This is a genomic window from Psychrobium sp. MM17-31, assembly GCF_022347785.1.
Classification (GTDB): Bacteria; Pseudomonadota; Gammaproteobacteria; order Enterobacterales; family Psychrobiaceae; genus Psychrobium.
In genome coordinates this window covers 645166-662807 of sequence record NZ_JAKRGA010000002.1, presented here as the reverse complement: position 1 = coordinate 662807, position 17642 = coordinate 645166, and the positions used below count along the sequence as shown (strand labels likewise).

Genomic DNA, 17642 nt, shown 5'->3' with positions numbered 1-17642 from the left:
AATAAAAAACGGCGCTATTTAGCGCCGTTTTTTGTTTTAGGTTTAAAACTACAAACCACCTGTAGTCAGTTTACGTGGGTCTAATAACTTTTTAAGCTCTTCGACACTAAGCTCCGTTTCTTCTGCCGCTACATCGATAACAGGACGACCTTCTTTGTAGGCTTTCTTAGCTATTTCAGCTGCTTTTAGGTAGCCGATAATTGGGTTCAAAGCAGTAACCAAAATCGGATTACGCGAAAGCGCAGTTTGCAAGTTAGCTTCGTTTACTTTGAAGGTAGTGATGGCTTTATCAGCCAATAACACGGCGCTGTTGCTAGTTAGCTCGATACTTTCAAGTAAGTTACGCGCAACTATAGGTAGCATTACGTTTAGCTCGAAGTTACCCGATTGACCAGCCACTGTGATAGTTGTGTCATTGCCAATCACCTGTGCAGCAACCATGGCTGTAGCCTCTGGAATGACAGGGTTTACTTTGCCCGGCATGATTGAGCTGCCTGGTTGCAGTGCTTCTAGTTCAATTTCACCAAGACCCGCCAGTGGACCTGAGTTCATCCAGCGTAAATCGTTAGCAATTTTCATGAGTGATACGGCACAGGTTTTTAGCTGACCAGAGGCCGCTACGGCGGTGTCTTGCGTGCCGATGTGGCTAAACAGGTTGTCAGCTGGTTTAAAACTAATACCAGTACGCTTGCTTAGTTGCTCGCTAAATTTTTGAGAAAAATCAGGATGCGCATTGATGCCTGTGCCCACCGCTGTACCGCCTTGAGCCAGGTGACATAGTTTTTCGTGAACTTGGCTTAAGTTGCTAATGCTCAGCTCGATTTGAGCCTGCCAGCTATAGAGGCTTTGGCTTAAACGCACAGGCATGGCATCCATTAAATGGGTGCGACCAGTTTTCACGTGATGATCCACAGCTTCGGCTTTTTCTTTGATGGCATTGCTCAAGTAAGTTAGCGCTGGTAATAGTTTATCTTGGATCTGACAGGCTGCGCTGATGTGAATGCTGCTTGGGATGATGTCGTTAGAGCTTTGACCGTAGTTGATGTGATCGTTTGGATTAACTTCTGAGCCAAGTTTTTGCGTAGCAAGGTTAGCTAACACTTCATTCGCATTCATGTTTGAGCTGGTACCAGAGCCAGTTTGGAAGACATCAACAGGGAAGTGTTGCATGAAGTTTTCATCGTTTAATAACTCATCGACACTGTCGCAAATCGCTTTACTCATGTCAGCTGGAATTTGCTCTAGCTCGCTATTGGCAAGCGCACAGGCCGCTTTGGCTTGCAGCAATGCGGTAATGAATGACTTAGGCATACCTTGGCCGCTAATAGGGAAGTTGTTGATAGCGCGTTGTGTTTGAGCGCTGTAAAGAGCATTGGCTGGTACGTTGAGTTCGCCCATGCTGTCTTTTTCGATTCTGTATTCCATGAGGTTTCCTTTATTTAAAGTAGTGACTAGTCACTCGTAGTTCGGTGAGTAACTGTTTTAATTGTTGCTGTTGATTGGCATTACTCACTAAGCGAGAGAGTCTAATGAGTGGTCGTTGAATATGATCGAGACATTGCCAGCGCCATTGCGAAGGAATAATCACATCGGCAAAGGTGTCGAGTAGCAGCTGAAACTGATTGATATTGGCGTGCCACGCGTCAACTTGTGTATTTTCTATGTGTTCATCTTCGATGCTAAACCACAGCTGAAAAAGTTGCGGTTGCTCAGGCTCTAAGCCATGACGAATGGTGTTGCGCAATTGATTTAACGTTGTGGTGTGACTCATAAAATGCGACTGACAAATAATAAAATCACACTATGTTAATGAAAATCATTATCGTTATCAAGCTTGGTGATTTTTGGGATGTAGATATTGAAGTTAGAGAGCTTAACTATCGAACTCGATGGAGCTTCATGGATAGGGAACAATGTAATTTTAATGACGGGGATTAGAAAATAAGAAGTAAAAAGTTTTCGAATTAGATAGTTTGCCCCAGCATTAAAACTGGGGCAAAGTTATTTCGATGGTTTTACTTATCGATAGCTTTACTTATCGATAGCTATTGCGCGGCCTGAGTTATTACCGCGTCAATAATGTGGATAACGCCATTCTTAGCATAAACATCTTTGACGGTAACTTTAGCGCCGCCGACAGTTAGCGCCCCGTCTTTTATTGCAATAGCAATGTTTTCACCGCCAAGCGTCGCGGCAGACTTGCCGTTGAGACTCATTGCGGTTACTGAATCGACTTCTGCATCTTTAATAACGTGCAACTCTAATACATCGGTTAACGCTGGTACATCGGCTAACAGACCAGTTAGTACGCCATCTGGTAAGGCAGCAAAAGCGGCATCGGTTGGCGCGAAGACTGTGAATGTTGCATTCTCATCAGACAGCGCAGTAACAAGATTTGCAGCAGTTAACGCAGTGACTAGCGTCTCTAAATCGTCATTGGCAACGGCGATTTGTGCGATTGTGCTATCAGAGCGAGATGTAGCAGGATCTGCTGGTGGCAACAATACGGTATCTATCACGTGAATAACGCCATTGTCAGCAAAGGCATTAGCTAGCGTGACTTTGGCATTGTTGACGTAAAGATCGTCAGCAGGTTTTGATAATGCCAGTTTATTTTTAGCAGTGTTGGCACTCATCGTTGTGTTCATGTCTGATTGCGCAAGGGTTACCGCTGCATCTTGCTTAACCTCTGATGTAAGTACATGATACAGCAAGATTTCTTTTAGATTATCTAAATCAGCGATGTTATCGACTGTCAAATTGAGTTTGGCAAAGGCTGCATCTGTTGGTGCAAAAACTGTAAAAGCACTGTCTGCGTCTGAGATTGTGGTGACTAAATCAGCTGCCGTAAGGCCCGCCACTAAAGTTTTAAACGAACCATTAGCGATGGCAACTTCGGCGATATTGCCATAGGCTGGTGGAATAGTTGCATCGGCAATAACGACCATGTCGATGACGTGAATGATGCCGTTAGTTGTATGAATGTCTTTAGTGACAACAGTCGCACCACCGAAAGTCAAAGTATCTTTTGTGCTATCGATTGCTACTGGAATGGTGACATTACCATCATCTGTGGTTGCAGCTGTTGTCGCCGCTTTACCATTGAGGCTATAGGCTAACGTTGAGTCAACTTCGCTAGCAATAACATGCTGCTTTAAGATTGCCGCCAAGTGATCTGGATTTTCTAACAATCTATCTAAAACAGCGGCGTCAATCATCGCAAAGGCAGCATCTGTTGGTGCAAATACGGTGAACTTTTGGTTATCGTCGCTTAGTAAGTCGTCAAGGCCAGTTGCTTGCAGTGCGGTTACTAATGTGGTGAAGCTGCCCGCTGCTACTGCCGTATCAACAATGTTATTAGTTGGGCTGTTAGCTACCGCTGGTGGCATGAGTACGGCGTCAATAACATGAATGACGCCGTTGTCTGCCATGATGTCCGTCGATGTTACAGTTACCGTATTAACTAATAGCGATTCGCCAGCGAGAGATAGACCAAGTTTGGCACCGTTAACTGTATCTATGCGGCTACCTGCAGAACTAATCGCGGCTGCCGCTTTTACTTCGCCGCCGAGCACGTGATAAGTCAATACTGATGTCAGTTGATCTTTGTCCGCCAGTAACGCGTTGATGGCGTCAGTGCCAAGAAGTGCAAAAGCATCATCGGTTGGGGCAAATACGGTGAATTTCTTGCTGGTATCGGATAGGGTTTCGTCTAATCCTGCTGTTTTGAGGGCTTGAACTAGTGTTGTAAAGTTTCCATTGCTGGTGGCAACGTCAACAATGGTAGTGGCTTGAGGCACTGGTTCGTCCTTATCATCATCGCCGCTACAGCCAGTGATGACGAAGGAAAATAGCAGTGCTACAATAGTCGTGTTGATCCTTTTAATAGTCATAATAAAACCTTAGAGTTTGTTAGTCGCATTTCAAACTACGGGGCAGACTGTTAACTGGATCAATATTCTTAACATTTCCATTACATGTCGTACCATTCAGATTTTCAATAGTCTGGATGTTTTACTGTCACCAAAGCATCACGTTTTCACTATATTTCTGCCACCAAACTGTCATTTTTACCCTCTATCGTTAGTTGATTTTTAAAACAATGATGAGTGATTGTGATGGACAAAACTTTTAAAAAACTAACGTTAGCGGCGCTAATTGCAGGTACATTATCTGCGTGCAGTGGCGATGATGGTAAAGATGGAGTAAGCGGCGCGGCTGGTGCACAAGGTCCTCAAGGCGAGCAGGGCTCTCAAGGTCAACAGGGGACGGCAGGTAGCGATGGCAAAGATGCTGTTACCTCAATTAAAGCAACCTTAGTAGCACGTGCCGTGCTTAATGCCCAATCGCCAGAAGGCGCAGCTGAAATCGTTCAATATCAACAATCAACTGGTTATGTGTTTGCCGTCAATAGTTCTGGTGATAAAGCCACGGTCGATGTGTTAGATTTAAAAAATGCCGATGCTAGCTCGCTAAGTGCAGATGATGAAGGTGTTATTACCAACACTAATATGACAACAGTAATGCAGATTGATCTATCCGCTAATACGGCTGGCGATGCTAATTCGATTGCGATTTCAAACGAGCTTAATATGCTAGCAGTTGCTATGGCAGCTGATAGCAAAGGCGCGAAAGGGCATATTGCGTTTTATGATATTTCAGGTGCGACGCCTTCATTTGTGAAAAACGTAGAAGTAGGCTATCTGCCGGATATGGTGACCTTCACACCGGATAGTAAGCAAGTTGTAGTTGCCAACGAAGGTGAGCCAAGTGGTGATTACTTAACAGATCCTGTAGGCAGCATTTCGATTATCGATATCACTAATGGTGAAGTGGCGGCAACGGCGAATGATTTAGGCTTTGCGAGCTATAACGACAAACAAGCAACGCTTGAAGCGCAAGGGGCTATGTTCCCAAATCCTAAAGGTCGAACAATTAAAGGACAAGTTATTGCAACCACGGTGGCGATGGATTTAGAGCCTGAATACGTTGCGGTGAGCAAAGATAGCAAAACCGCTTATGTTTCGCTGCAAGAAAACAACGCTATTGCGATTGTAGATTTGACTAAGAAAGAGATCGTTAAGGTGCAAGGGCTTGGCGTTAAGTCGTGGGCAGAATTGGCCATTGATGCATCTGACAAAGACAGTGGTATTAATTTTCAGCGCTATGAAAACCTCTATGGGATGTATCAGCCAGATACCATTGCGAGCTACGATTGGAAAGGCGCTAACTTTATCGTCAGTGCTAATGAAGGTGATGGCCGTGAATACTTCTTTGACGCCGATGACGAAGCAAGCTGTCTAGCTGCTGGTGGTTTAGACTTCGATGATAAAGACGGCTGTTTGTCTTATACCGATGAAGTGCGTGCTGAAGACTTAACCTTAGATGCCGACGCCTTTAGCCACGTAAATAACGACGATGATGATATCGGCCGTCTTAAAGTATCAAATGCAAAAGGTGATACTGACAATGATGGTGATTTTGACAAGTTATACACCTATGGCGCTCGCTCATTCTCAATTTGGGATGGTAACGGCAACTTGGTGTTCGACTCTGGTGACGACGTAGGCCGCATTACTGCAGCAATTCACGGCGAAGCGTTTAACAATGACGAAGATGAAAATAAAGGCGATACCCGCTCTGACGCCAAAGGCGCTGAGCCAGAAGCTTTAGCTTTAGGCATGGTTGACGATCGTCATTATGCATTCGTAGGCTTAGAGCGCATGGCAGGGATTATGGTATATGACATCACCAATCCATTTGACGTGCAGTTTAAAGATTACTTTATTAACCGTGGCACATCGGAAGGCAGTGATATCACTGGTGATTTAGCACCAGAAGGCATGACTTTTATTCCTGCAACAGACGATACGCCGGCGCGCTTAGTTGTTGGTAATGAAATTTCTGGCTCAGTAAGCGTTTGGGAAATCACCCAAGAATAATCAGAATGTCTGAGCAGAAATAAAAACGCCGCTTCAAATGAAGCGGCGTTTTTTATTATCCGAATAACTTAGGTGGTTGCCCTAGTTGATTGAGATTAGGAAAAATGGCGTTTAGTTCATCTTGTTCAACCCCAAACCACTGGCCAAGAGCTGCGGCGTATTGATCGACAGATTGGGTTGGAATTAATCGTCCGCTACCCGCATCAAGCGCATGGCCTAGTGTTGATTCTGGAATATCTCCGTAAATTTGACGTCCTGCAACGGCGCCGCCGACGACAAAGTGATGAGCGCCCCAGCCGTGATCAGTACCATCGCCATTGGTTGCAAGGGTGCGGCCAAAGTCTGCTGCGCTAAATAGCGTGATATTATTTTGCAACCCCATTTCCGTAATCGCTTGATAAAAAGCAGCAATGCTGGTGTCTATCTGCTGTTGGAGCCGTGGTAATGTTCTTGCCTGCTCAGAGTGGGTATCAAAGCTGCCTAATGCGATGGTAAATACTTGTCTATTGTTTCCGAGGCTGTCTCTAGCGGCGATTGTTTTGGCCACTGTTTCTAGTTGCTTGCCCAATCTTGTTGATGGAAACTGAGTCGCAATGTTGGGAGCATCTGCTGTTGCTTCGTTGTATTGATTGTTGGCCGTAAAAGACTGACTAATTTTAGTTTTCATGTCTTGAGCAAGTAGGCCATTGCCATGAAAGTAGTCAGCGTTAAAGTGTTTCGCTAACGTAGCTTTTAGCTCGTCGTCGGCTTCATCGATAACATCCAATCCGAGCGCTTTGCCGCCTGAAATAATGTAAGGAGAGGTGTTTCTTCCCGTTAATAACAATTCACCGCCTGAGGTTGTGATGTTGGCAAAGGTGTTATTCGATTGAGTAATTGCGTCTGAATAGAGGCCCGCCCAACCGTATTGCGCTCCTTCAGTGGTGCCAGACATCCAAGTGGCCTGTTGATCGTTGTGTGAAAATAGTCGTGGCGGTAATTTTACGCTTTCTTCGTTAAACGAAGTGGCGTTTGCTGTTTCAATTAATGGGCCGACATTACCGATAATGGCGGCATTGCCTTCTTCAAACAGTCGATGCAGATGCTTGAATTCAGCGGGTAGAGCAAATTGACGGTTGCCGAATTGCGCTGAATTTAGGGGCGTTAGAGGGAGCAAAGTGTCTCTCGTTCTTGGCGCCAATTGCTGGGAAATGATATCGCTGCGGATTGTTGCCCATTGCTGATAACTGTCGGCATCATATGGAATAACAGTGTCATGATTATCCATGCCGCCATAGAGAAACAAACACACCAGTGCTTTGTAATCACTTGATTGTCTAGCGTGGGCTTTGATACTGGTGAGTAATGACGTCATGCCACCCAATGAGGCACAGGCCAGCGTGGCTGAAGAAGCTTTTAAAAATGCACGGCGATCTAAAGTCATAATCTGGCCCCTATTGTTGAATTAAATAATCGGGAGAAGTCATTATCAGCACTATCGCTAATCTTACGCGATACAATTTCCCATCGTCATCGTCGCTGTCAACTTCATTAAGTAGGTCGACAATATGCGCTCGAGTTTGCGCGCTGAGGGCACCGTTAGTGAGCAGTAAATCAAGATGATTAAGTAGCGCTTCAATATCGTTAGCAAGTGCTAGTTCTGCCGAATAATTGGCAATAAAACTATCTTTCGCTTGTGATGTATCAATATTGATATTTTCATCGATAAAAAACTGTTTAACGTCGACAGTGTCGAATTGTTCATCGTCGAGGAACACAAAATAAGTGAGTAAATTTGTGTACCCCGCCACTGAGCTAGCGTTGATGATTTGCATTTCAGGGGCTTTTAATCCTTGCTCACCAGTTTTGGTGCCGGGGGCGATATACCCGGGACGGTAAAAGTTAAATACCGAAGGCGAGCGATAAGGATGCTGTGACAGGCTTGATGGGCCAGTGGTATCCCATAAAATCTCCTGAAATTCTGGCGTGACCTGCGCAACGTTAAATGCCCGTGCCCAATGAGTTAGTCGTAATAGCGGCTCTCTGATTTTTCCGTCAGTATCGCCTTGCGATGTTCTGGCGTGCTCGTCAAATAATACTGCAGCGATGGTTGCTGCTAAATCACCACGTTCTTTAGTGCCTACAGTATCGCCATTAGGAAGTGTGTATTGACCATTGTTAAAGGCTTCGCTGACACGCGCTACATATTCAGGTTGTGGATTGCTGGTGACTAAGCGCTGAATGAGTTGGCTTGTGACAAATGGCGCTAGATTTGGATGAGCAAAGATATGATCCAATGCTTGTGTGACGCTTTCTGCTCCTGCAGTATTGGCAGCTATTGTTGTACCAAGAAAAGATTTTTCGCGTTCTGAATGAGAGCGAGGGTAAATATTCATGAGGGCAGCAAAGGCGCTATCAAGAGATTCTTCCACAAGTGTCGAGTTGAGGTTAAAACCAGTAAAAACACGGGCTAAACCTGTAATGTCTTGATTGGAGTAAGTCTCTATTTGTTGGCCATTGCTATCCAGTTTCGGGCTACCATCTGTATTGAGTTCAACAACGCCTAGAGTAAATAGTTGTAATAATTCGCGGGCGTAGTTTTCATCGGGCATCCTTCCTGTTTCGGGATCGCCTTTTTTACTGCCGCGGTAGGTGAGGTATTGGCCCATTGCTGGAGAATAGGTTACTGCTTCTAGTATGTCGCGATAGTTTCCAAAGGCGTGTTTGATGAGTAAATCTTGATAGTAGGTGACGCCACTTGGAATATCTGTCAGAACTTCGCCACCGCCATTGGAAACCACTAATATTTGCGATAATGCAAAAGCAACGCGCTGTCGCAGTTGATCGTCGCTACTAATTGCATTGCGCCAAAAACCTATGGTCGTCGCTTCTAGCTCTAGGAGATGAGTTTCGTCAGGATCGATGGCTTTGTCTGACATCTCATCAAGCACCGGCATTAAATAACTAGGTGTTTGAGTGAGCTGCTGTTGATACCACTCAGATAGGCTTTGACCGGTCAGCGATGATACCGCATCTTGCTTAGCGCCAAAGGTCGCTTGATTTAAGAACCTCGCCACTTGTTTGGGATCGCTATAAACGAGATCTTGTGTTGGAGTCGTACCTGTTTGATCTGTAGTACCACTTCCAGTTTGGCCATTTCCTGTCTGTCCATTATTGCCAGTTCCTGTTTGGCTGCCGTTACCTTGATTATCATCTGGCTGCACCGGTGTCGGAGGTTCAGGGGATTCACTATCACCGCCACCACCACAAGCGGTGATACTGATACTTAAGAGTGCGGCGATAATTAAAGAGAGATAAGAGTTTTTATACATGGCGCTCTCACAAAGTTAGGACTATTGCTAAACGCTAATATGGCAGAAATGGGATCGAGTGCTTTAGGTAACCCCGCTATCTTTTGCAAGACCGGAAGCTTTGCGACCCAACCTCACGATTGGTGTGCCATTATCAGCTAATTCATAGTGCCACGCGATGAACATTGTGGTCAATCGGATGGCACTATTTCGGCGACTGGTCTGAGCATCGCTGCCTAGAAATACTGTTCAGTAAATTGCGCCAGACTGCTACGTTCTACTTCATCGAATATCAGCACAGAGCCACGCTCGTAGTGACGATAGATGTTAACGGCGGCACTCACGCCTGAGCTTGCGGGAGTGACGAATCTATCGTCGATTTGTGCAAGATTGCCCAATACTATGGTGCGGCAGTTACGGCCGCCGCGCGATAACATGCCTTTCATTTGCGCTCGGGTCATGTTCTGGGCTTCATCAATAATTAAAACCGCATCATCGAGGGAGCGGCCGCGGAAATAGGCCATCGAGGTAAACTCGATATTCGCCCGCTCTACGATGTGCTCCACCGTCGCTGATGTTTGGCGGTCATCTTCGGTGTTACTGTGCATGGAAACCAATGCGTCGGTAATACCTGCGAGTAACGGCAGAGATTTTTCCTTGAGATCGCCGGGTAGATAGCCCGGTTCATCGTCCATAAAATCACGGCTGCGTACTACAACGATTTTTTTGTATTGCTTGGTTTCCAACACTTGATGCAGGGCAGCGGCCACCGCGAGGAAGGTTTTGCCTGAGCCTGCCGGCCCTAAGATGATATTGAGATCGAATGAGTCATCAGTCATTTGGCGCAGTGCTACTTCTTGGCGCAGGTTTTTCGGCGCTATGCCCCAGACTTTTTCTTGGCTTTTGAGAAATAGCTTAGTAACGACGGATGTTTCACTCACTTCTAAAATTCTTCCAACATGGCCTTCGGCATCATACCAATACATGTTGGGCTGGGCGCTGTCGTTAAAAAGATGACGGTCGAGTTTGTAGATGTTGTGATTGACCTTGAGCTTAGAGTTTTCATCCAGCGCATTAAAGAAGTCACCTTCGAAAGCTTGCACGCCAGTATAAAGCATATCGGCATCGCTAATGTCGTGCTCAATTTGTACATCTTCAGAATGAACACCAATAGTGCGCGCTTTTAAGCGCATATTGATGTCGCGAGAGACTATGGTGACGGATTGGCCTAATTGTTTTTGCAGATGCAGGGCATAGTTAATGATGTGATTGTCGGCGTTCGATCCAATCCCGTTCTTAAGCTCCTTGGCGAGATCGAGCTGCGTATCTATCCCGATAAATAAACGGCCTCGTTTGGCGCTTTCATTACAAGGTAGCTCGATGCCTGCTTCCATTTCTTCGGCGCTGTGGCCGTTGATAATGTCGTCTAGCATGCGGATAACGACGCGAGCGTCGGCGCTAACACTCCTATCGCGCCTCTCTTTGAGATTGTCGAGCTCTTCTAGAACCGTGAGACAGATATAGATATCTTGCTCGTAGGCGAGCAGGCTCTTGGGATCATGCACTAGTGCTGATGTATCTAATACGCGGGGATTTTTATTATCACAGTGACCATTCATACGTAAAACCTCTTGGAAACTATGACAGCAAATGAAACAAACTGCCTAAATTTGAAGCTGTGCTGCCAGTTGCGTTAAACAATGTCCTTTTGGAAAAGACGCTTTTAATGAAGTGTTGTTGGAGTTTTTGAAGTGACAGAGTTGTTAATGCCTTATCGCGATAAGGAATTGAAAGTAGATGATATTTGACGCTAGCAAATTGGGATATCACACATCTCTCTTTATGCTATGGCATTAACAATTCTATTGTAGCCACAGTTTTATGACAGATGCGAGACTTATTTGTGACAGTGCTATTTGTTGTAGCCTTAAGGCAAAGCTTGACCACGGGCGCTAACGAGCAGTTGATACCAATGTTCGCGTGACAAGCTAATATCTTTTGCTTGGGCGCAGGCTTTTATGCGTTCGCTATTAGTTGTGCCTAACACAGGTTGAATTTTGGCGGGATGGCGCATTAGCCACGCGATAACGATAGCTTCAGGACTGACATTGTATTCATGCGCTAATGTCGCTACTAAATCACTGGTATGGGCGTGATTCGCATCGCCATTTCCTGTGAATTTTCCTTGGGCCAGACAGCCCCATGCTTGTAGCTGAATATTATTGAGCTGACTGTGCTCTATAATGCCATCAGAAAAATGAGGATTGTCAGTCATACCCGCGACAACGCCTTGATTAATCCAGTTATTGTTGAGCAGACTCATTTCCAGCTGATTAGCCACCAATGGCATAGCAAGGGCGCGTTGTAAGTAGTCAATTTGATAGGGATGCATGTTGGATACGCCAAAGTGCTTTACCTTGCCACTTTGTTTTAACTCGTCAAAAGTGCATGCGATTTCGTCGACTTCCATTAACGGATCCGGACGGTGTAGCAACAGAATATCTATGTGGTCGGTGTTGAGTCGGCGCAGCGAGTTCTCAACGCTATGGGTAATCCACTGCTGTGAAAAATCATAGCGGCCAACGTTTTTCTCATCGGCAAAGCGAATACCACACTTGGTTTGCAGAATTAGATCATCGCGTAAATGCGGTGATTGTTTTAGCACATCGCCAAAGGCTTGCTCACTGCGGCCATGTTTGTAAATATCGGCGTGATCGAACAAGTTAATGCCGTGCTCTAAACACGTCGTTATCGCACGCTCAAGGGTTGTTACATCGTCAGAAGTGTAATTATCGCCATCCCAAGCGCCGCCAAATCCCATGCAGCCCATGGCAATCGCGCCCATGTGTGGAAAGTGTTGTTGTAAATGCATTTGATATCTCTTTTTATCTATTTGTTCTTATTTTAGCTCTAGCCATTCTTTAGGCGACATATTTAGCTTTTTTCTAAATACCCGCGCCAATGCTGAGCCATTTTCATAACCGACGGCGTTAGCCACTAATGCCACTGGCTTATCTTGGAGCAGTAAGCTCTTGGCAACGGTGATACGCCAGTCAATAACATAATCACCGGGACTTTGACCGACGACTTTCTTAAACAAGTCGGCAAATTTTGAGCGCGACATTAGCGCTAGTTCCGCCATTTCTTCTAGGCCCCAGCTGTGGTCTGGTGTTTCGTGAATGGCCAACAGCACTTTCGATAATTGCGGATGGGCGAGTCCAGCGAGCATGCCGTGTTGAATAAGCTCGTTGTGCATCACATGCCTTAGTACGTGGATGATAAAGACATCGGTTAACGCATTGATCATCGGCTGCTTACCGCAGTTTTCCTCAAAGGCTTCTTCAAACAACCAATGGGCGGTCTGATTCATTTTCTGACAGTCAGTAAGTCTGAAACACAATAGTGATGGCAGGGCATCGGCAATCGGATTTGATGAGTTGTCGTTGTAAACCACATTGGCACATACCAATTGTGGTGGATGCTCTTCACTGGCAATGATGCGATGAGCATGCGGTTTTGGAAAATACAATACCGTTGGCTGGTCGATCAGCTGTGACTGTCCTTGTTCATCAACAATGGTTAAAGCACCGCTGCGTAATAAGTGTAAGTGACCTTGATTGGGTTCGCGATTAAAGCTCGCTATGCCACAAAGGTTTCCCGTGAAAAAAACGTCTGTGCTCATCGAGAAGCGCTGAAGAATGACGGAAAGTTGATCCATTTTTTGCCTCTTTTTATCGTTTTTGGACGATTGGGTTCAAAGTTAGGACTATGTCATCCCTTTCGGCTAATTGGAAGCTCTATATTATCAACCAAGGAAAGCAACCTTACTTAATTATCAAATAATCAAACTTAAACCTCTTTATTAGGAGCAACATTATGAAACTTAAAACTCTAGTTAAAGCAACTCTTGCCTCTACTACATTATTAGCAAGCAGCCTGAGCTTCGCAGCAAACGTAGAAGTTAACGCTAACGCTAATGACTTAGCCATCAAAGGTTATGATACTGTTTCTTACTTCACTAAAGGCGCACCAACTAAAGGTTCTGATAAGTTCACAGCAGCATACAACGGTGCTATCTATCACTTCTCAAGTGCGCAAAACCGCGATTTATTTAAAGCTGAGCCTGCTAAATATGCGCCACAATACGGCGGTTACTGTGCAATGGGCGTGGCGTTAAACAAGAAATTCGATACTGATCCAACTGCATGGCACGTTCGCGATGGCAAGTTATACCTCAACCTGAACAAAGCAGTACAAAAGAAATGGTCATCAGACATTCCTGGCTACATCGAAACTGCACAAGGCAACTGGAATGGCATTAAAGGCCTAACAGCTGACCAAATCGAAAAAGTATTTGAATAATCAATCAAGGCGGATCACATGAAACAACTAACATCAGCAGAAAACTTAGATGACTTTGTGTCGAAAGACGGTTTTTCACTCTTGTTCTTTAGCGCCTCTTGGTGTGGACCTTGTCAGCAAATGAAACCTGTAGTTGAGGGTGTCGCGAGCATGATGAGTGACCGATTTAATACCATCAGACTCGATGTTGACCAGTCGCCACAAGCGGCGGCGGAATACGGAATTCGCAGTGTACCAACGCTGATGTTAGTCAAAGATGATCAAATTATGGCGCAGCAAGTAGGCGCCGTACCACCACAGCAGTTAATGCAGTGGCTAAATCAACGAACTTAATGAGGACATCATCATGAGTAATAAATTATTAGCAAGTGCTGCATTAGCAGCGGTAATCGCTTCAGGTGTAGTTGCACCAGCAGAAGCGGGCAGCAAAAAAGAAAAGTGTTACGGCATTGCCAAAGCTGGTCAAAATGATTGTGCCAACCTAGCTGGAACTCACTCTTGTGCTGGTCAATCAAATGTCGATTACGACAAGGGCGAGTGGAAATTAGTGAAAAAAGGCACCTGTTCTGAGTTAGGTGGCTTATCTAAGAAAGAAGCTAAAAAGCTGTACAAGAAAAAGAACGGTTAGGAGCGAGTTATGTCGGCAACGTGGCAAAGTGATGTATTGGTTGGTGTTGGCCTAAGGCATCCGCACTTTGCCGACATCTTAACCTCTGACAAGACAGTGGACTTTGTTGAAGTCCACTCCGAAAATTTCTTCTCTGACGGCGGCGCAGCATTGTCGGTGTTACGCCAAGTGAGAGAGCGTTATCCAGTGAGTTTACATTCGACATCGATGGGACTTGGCTCTCACCAAAACATTCCCGTTGATTATTTAAATCGTTTAAAGCGTTTGATGAATGATATTGATCCATTCTTGATGTCGGAACACGCGTGTTTTACGTGGGGACAGCAACAAGGGCAGTTGATCCATAGCGGCGACCTACTACCCATCGCGCACACGAGGCAAAACCTGAAAGTAATTTGTGAGCAAATCGAGCGAGTGCAAGATTTCTTGGGGCGTCACTTAGTCATAGAAAACGTTTCGGCTTATGTGCAGTTCGCGGAAAGTTATCTATCTGAGGCGGAGTTTTTGGCGCAAGTTGCCATGCAAACAGATGCCAAGATATTACTCGATCTCAACAATATCGCCGTTAATAGCCTCAACTTTGAGCAGGGGGATGTTGTTGGTTCGATTAATGATTATATCGATGTATTACCGCTCGATAGTGTGGCGCAAATCCATTTGGCGGGCGCGACGATACCAGAGCAAGGAATGGTGATTGACGATCACGCTTGTCCTGTTACGAGGGATGTTTGGCGAGGATATGAACTGGCGTTAAAACGCTTTGGCAATGTACCAACCTTAGTTGAATGGGACACCAACTTACCTGAATGGTCGGTATTGGTTGGCGAGGCTGATAAAGCGCGCGCTATCGCTAATCGCGTCTTGGACAAAGAAGTTAATCCTGTGGTAGGAGGCAGCTATGAATGAGCAGCAACAACTACTGTCTGCTATTTGGGATGATTCCGCGATAGCACATGACTTTAGCGAAGAGGGAATAGCAATTTATCGTCGTAATTTACTTGCCAATGCTAAGCGTGGTTTAGCGGTGACTTTTCCAACGTTATTTGAGCTATTAGATGGTGGTGATAGCGATGAAATGGTCGCTGAATTTTTACGTTACTCGTCACCAAATCAAGGTGACTGGGGGCAATGGGGCGGTGAACTAGCTAGATTTTTAGAAATTCATCGCTTTAGTGAAGACTTTCCGTATTTAGCAGATTGCGCAGCATTGGATTGGGCTGTTCATCAGGCTTTGCACGGCGATGATGTAACTGTTGAAAGTGCTTCTTTAGCGCGTTTAGGTGATACCGAGCCAAGCCAATTGCAGGTTGAATTCAATCCTAATGTGAGCTTGTTAGCTAGCGAGTTTCCCATCGTCGATATTTATAACGCGCATCATTTGGAAGATGAATCATCACGAGCGGTTGCTTTTGGGCGAGCGAAAGAGCGATTACAGCAGCCACAGATGAACGTATGCCTAGTCTATCGCCCTGAATTCCAGCCCAAAGTCATGGCGCTTAATGATGGTGAGGTGACTTTTGTTAGCGCTCTTTTGCGGCAACAAACATTAGAGGAAGCGCTAGATTTAGTGGCCGAAGCGCAGGAGTTTTCTTTTGAAAACTGGCTGTTATGGGCGATTGAAAATAATGTTATTCAAAGGCTTAACGTTGTTTAGGCACAGCTTAGCATCGAGAATTAGGAATCTATTATGAAAAATTTATTTGTATCTTTATCACATTTGTATCGCGACATTGCGTGCAAAGTGAGTTTACTCGAACCAGTGGCGTTGCTGGTGGCTCGATTTTACGTTGGTTGGGTATTCTTTGCCTCAGGGTTGACCAAAATCGATGACTGGGACACTACCTTGTTTTTATTTGAGGAAGAATATGCAGTGCCGTTATTGCCTTATGAGCTCGCGGCTTATTTAGGCACCGCGGCGGAGTTGATTTTACCTATTCTGCTGTTTGCGGGCATTGCCAGTCGTTTCTCGGCATTAGGCTTGTTTTTCGTTAATATCGTTGTGGTAATTAGTCTCGAAGATATTGCGGCTGCGGCTTACATTCAGCATGTCTTATGGGGCACATTATTAGCGCAATTGGTGATTTTTAGTGGCGGTAAGTTAAGCTTAGATCGCGTTGTAGAAAAGCAACTACTGGCAAAAACAGCTTAAAAAACGCTTTCGTATTCAGTGATCGCACTCACTGAATACGTATGCATCTCACTAGCGCCTTGATGATGATTCATTAATAATGAGGTCAATCATTCATCAAGGTCGCATCATCTCAATGGCAACTGTCTCACAATTTTCTGTTGAAGCCCCAAGTGACGCTGCGTCGGTGCAGTCTTATTTTTCGACGCTGACCGCACTGCGCGCTGTTGCTGCTATTTGGGTGATGTTGTTTCACATCGATGTAATTGTTTATTACCGTGAGTTAGGCACTTTGTTGCCAAAAGAATTCTCTGGTTTGTTAACTCAAGGCTATTTGTGGGTAGATTTCTTCTTTATTCTCAGTGGCTTTGTTTTAATGCATGTTTATGGCGCGCGTTTTGAGCAGCGCTTATCGCGTCAAACTATTAGCAGTTATCTTAAAGCGCGTTTCTTCCGAATTTATCCACTACATCTGTTTACCTTGGTGCTGCTAGCTATTTTTGCGGGCGTAGTAGGTGCCTTGTTACCACAGGTGATGGATGCCAGTTGGGTAAATTATTTTGATGAACAGGCTTTTTTGAGCAATGTGCTAATGCTTAATGCGGTTGGTGTGCATGATACCTTGTCGTGGAATATTGTCGCTTGGTCGATTGGTGCTGAGTGGTGGGTTTATATCGCAGCGATAATGCTGTTTTTTACCGTCAATTTGAAACATCCGTTGCGAACGCTGTTAGTGGCAATGGTTAATTTTGTTGCCTTAGCGCTGCTAATGTATAGCAGCGACAAGCAAAATCTAGACATCACCTTTGATCGCGGGTTACTGCGCTGTTTATTTGAATTCTCTATCGGTGCCTGTTTATATGTGTTTTATCAACGGGGAATTGCACAATCAGCGCTGAGTTTAAATCGTATTGCTTTAATCACCCTTGTCGCTGTTATAGCGGTGCTGCACTGGCGGCTCAATGATTTGCTGATTATTCCTTTATTCTGTTTGCTAATTCTCACTGCTGTTTACAACAGATCTCATTTTTATCATCTGCTGATGACACCTGCTTTACAGTATCTTGGTAAGATTTCTTACTCTATTTATATGATGCATGGTGTGTGTTTCATGCTGTATTGGTTTTTATTACCTGAGCTTGCTATTGCATTCGAGATACAGCAGCTATCTATCCCCCTGCTCATGCTATATACCGCAAGTTTTCTAACGTTGACGCTGATTAGCGCGGCGCTGAGTTTTCGTTTTATTGAAGTGCCGGGGCGAGTCTTGTTTCGCGCCCGCCCCTAACCGG

At 45.1% G+C, this 17642-nt stretch carries 16 protein-coding genes and 1 riboswitch; of the genes, 8 read left to right on the top strand and 8 right to left on the bottom strand.

Going from position 1 to position 17642, the window contains the following annotated elements; translation table 11 throughout:
* Positions 1-48 precede the first annotated feature (48 nt).
* The 3 genes from MHM98_RS07455 to MHM98_RS07445 form a co-directional block, all read right to left on the bottom strand.
* The gene (locus MHM98_RS07455) at positions 49-1425 is read right to left on the bottom strand and encodes a class II fumarate hydratase (protein WP_239438633.1); all 1377 of its coding nucleotides are present in this window, start codon (positions 1423-1425) and stop codon (positions 49-51) included.
* A 10-nt stretch (positions 1426-1435) separates the two neighbouring features.
* Positions 1436-1771: a hypothetical protein gene (locus tag MHM98_RS07450; RefSeq protein WP_239438632.1), complete on the bottom strand. Its 336-nt coding sequence runs from the start codon at positions 1769-1771 to the stop codon at positions 1436-1438.
* Positions 1772-2045: 274 nt separating this feature from the next.
* Positions 2046-3893, bottom strand: coding sequence for a fasciclin domain-containing protein (locus MHM98_RS07445; protein ID WP_239438631.1), 1848 nt, complete (start codon positions 3891-3893; stop codon positions 2046-2048).
* A 225-nt stretch (positions 3894-4118) separates the two neighbouring features.
* On the opposite strand from MHM98_RS07445, the gene MHM98_RS07440 reads away from it, so the two are divergent.
* Complete coding sequence (locus MHM98_RS07440) at positions 4119-5942, top strand: choice-of-anchor I family protein (protein ID WP_239438630.1); 1824 nt, start codon at positions 4119-4121, stop codon at positions 5940-5942.
* A 55-nt stretch (positions 5943-5997) separates the two neighbouring features.
* Here MHM98_RS07440 and MHM98_RS07435 read toward each other — a convergent pair whose 3' ends face one another.
* The 5 genes from MHM98_RS07435 to MHM98_RS07415 form a co-directional block, all read right to left on the bottom strand.
* The gene (locus tag MHM98_RS07435; protein ID WP_239438629.1) at positions 5998-7365 is read right to left on the bottom strand and encodes a DUF1501 domain-containing protein; all 1368 of its coding nucleotides are present in this window, start codon (positions 7363-7365) and stop codon (positions 5998-6000) included.
* A 10-nt stretch (positions 7366-7375) separates the two neighbouring features.
* Positions 7376-9253 carry a DUF1800 domain-containing protein gene (locus MHM98_RS07430; protein WP_239438628.1) on the bottom strand — a complete coding sequence of 626 codons (1878 nt, stop codon included), beginning with the start codon at positions 9251-9253 and terminating at the stop codon, positions 7376-7378.
* 63 nt (positions 9254-9316) lie between these two features.
* Positions 9317-9392, bottom strand: a riboswitch (cyclic di-GMP riboswitch).
* Positions 9393-9468: 76 nt separating this feature from the next.
* Positions 9469-10851 (bottom strand): PhoH family protein, encoded by a 1383-nt coding sequence (locus MHM98_RS07425; RefSeq protein ID WP_239438627.1) that lies wholly within the window; start codon positions 10849-10851, stop codon positions 9469-9471.
* 308 nt (positions 10852-11159) lie between these two features.
* Positions 11160-12104: an aldo/keto reductase gene (locus MHM98_RS07420; protein ID WP_239438626.1), complete on the bottom strand. Its 945-nt coding sequence runs from the start codon at positions 12102-12104 to the stop codon at positions 11160-11162.
* A gap of 27 nt (positions 12105-12131) precedes the next feature.
* Positions 12132-12950 (bottom strand): AraC family transcriptional regulator, encoded by an 819-nt coding sequence (locus MHM98_RS07415; RefSeq protein WP_239438625.1) that lies wholly within the window; start codon positions 12948-12950, stop codon positions 12132-12134.
* 158 nt (positions 12951-13108) lie between these two features.
* Between MHM98_RS07415 and MHM98_RS07410 the strand changes: the two genes are divergently transcribed.
* From MHM98_RS07410 to MHM98_RS07380, 7 genes are all read left to right on the top strand, one after another.
* On the top strand, positions 13109-13594 hold the full coding sequence (locus tag MHM98_RS07410) for a YHS domain-containing (seleno)protein (RefSeq protein ID WP_239438624.1): 486 nt from the start codon (positions 13109-13111) through the stop codon (positions 13592-13594).
* An 18-nt stretch (positions 13595-13612) separates the two neighbouring features.
* Entirely contained in the window at positions 13613-13927 is a 315-nt protein-coding gene (locus tag MHM98_RS07405) for a thioredoxin family protein (RefSeq protein WP_239438623.1), read from the top strand.
* A 13-nt stretch (positions 13928-13940) separates the two neighbouring features.
* Positions 13941-14222, top strand: a complete 282-nt coding sequence (locus MHM98_RS07400; protein ID WP_239438622.1) for a DUF2282 domain-containing protein — start codon at positions 13941-13943, stop codon at positions 14220-14222.
* A gap of 9 nt (positions 14223-14231) precedes the next feature.
* Positions 14232-15128: a DUF692 domain-containing protein gene (locus MHM98_RS07395; protein ID WP_239438621.1), complete on the top strand. Its 897-nt coding sequence runs from the start codon at positions 14232-14234 to the stop codon at positions 15126-15128.
* Positions 15121-15876, top strand: a complete 756-nt coding sequence (locus MHM98_RS07390; RefSeq protein WP_239438620.1) for a putative DNA-binding domain-containing protein — start codon at positions 15121-15123, stop codon at positions 15874-15876. Before MHM98_RS07395 ends, MHM98_RS07390 begins: the two co-directional genes overlap by 8 nt.
* Before the next feature lie 33 nt (positions 15877-15909).
* Positions 15910-16371, top strand: a complete 462-nt coding sequence (locus tag MHM98_RS07385; RefSeq protein ID WP_239438619.1) for a DoxX family protein — start codon at positions 15910-15912, stop codon at positions 16369-16371.
* A gap of 79 nt (positions 16372-16450) precedes the next feature.
* A complete protein-coding gene (locus tag MHM98_RS07380; protein WP_239438618.1) occupies positions 16451-17638 on the top strand; it encodes an acyltransferase in 1188 nt (395 codons plus the stop codon).
* The last annotated feature ends 4 nt before the right edge of the window (positions 17639-17642 follow it).

Coding starts and splice junctions, on each gene's coding strand:
- MHM98_RS07405 (WP_239438623.1), top strand. CDS start 13,613: ATGAAACAACTAACATCAGCAGAAAACTTAGATGACTTTGTGTCGAAA.
- MHM98_RS07440 (WP_239438630.1), top strand. CDS start 4,119: ATGGACAAAACTTTTAAAAAACTAACGTTAGCGGCGCTAATTGCAGGT.
- MHM98_RS07425 (WP_239438627.1), bottom strand. CDS start 10,851: ATGAATGGTCACTGTGATAATAAAAATCCCCGCGTATTAGATACATCA.
- MHM98_RS07455 (WP_239438633.1), bottom strand. CDS start 1,425: ATGGAATACAGAATCGAAAAAGACAGCATGGGCGAACTCAACGTACCA.
- MHM98_RS07430 (WP_239438628.1), bottom strand. CDS start 9,253: ATGTATAAAAACTCTTATCTCTCTTTAATTATCGCCGCACTCTTAAGT.
- MHM98_RS07400 (WP_239438622.1), top strand. CDS start 13,941: ATGAGTAATAAATTATTAGCAAGTGCTGCATTAGCAGCGGTAATCGCT.
- MHM98_RS07385 (WP_239438619.1), top strand. CDS start 15,910: ATGAAAAATTTATTTGTATCTTTATCACATTTGTATCGCGACATTGCG.
- MHM98_RS07395 (WP_239438621.1), top strand. CDS start 14,232: ATGTCGGCAACGTGGCAAAGTGATGTATTGGTTGGTGTTGGCCTAAGG.
- MHM98_RS07435 (WP_239438629.1), bottom strand. CDS start 7,365: ATGACTTTAGATCGCCGTGCATTTTTAAAAGCTTCTTCAGCCACGCTG.
- MHM98_RS07450 (WP_239438632.1), bottom strand. CDS start 1,771: ATGAGTCACACCACAACGTTAAATCAATTGCGCAACACCATTCGTCAT.
- MHM98_RS07410 (WP_239438624.1), top strand. CDS start 13,109: ATGAAACTTAAAACTCTAGTTAAAGCAACTCTTGCCTCTACTACATTA.
- MHM98_RS07445 (WP_239438631.1), bottom strand. CDS start 3,893: ATGACTATTAAAAGGATCAACACGACTATTGTAGCACTGCTATTTTCC.
- MHM98_RS07420 (WP_239438626.1), bottom strand. CDS start 12,104: ATGCATTTACAACAACACTTTCCACACATGGGCGCGATTGCCATGGGC.
- MHM98_RS07380 (WP_239438618.1), top strand. CDS start 16,451: ATGAGGTCAATCATTCATCAAGGTCGCATCATCTCAATGGCAACTGTC.
- MHM98_RS07415 (WP_239438625.1), bottom strand. CDS start 12,950: ATGGATCAACTTTCCGTCATTCTTCAGCGCTTCTCGATGAGCACAGAC.
- MHM98_RS07390 (WP_239438620.1), top strand. CDS start 15,121: ATGAATGAGCAGCAACAACTACTGTCTGCTATTTGGGATGATTCCGCG.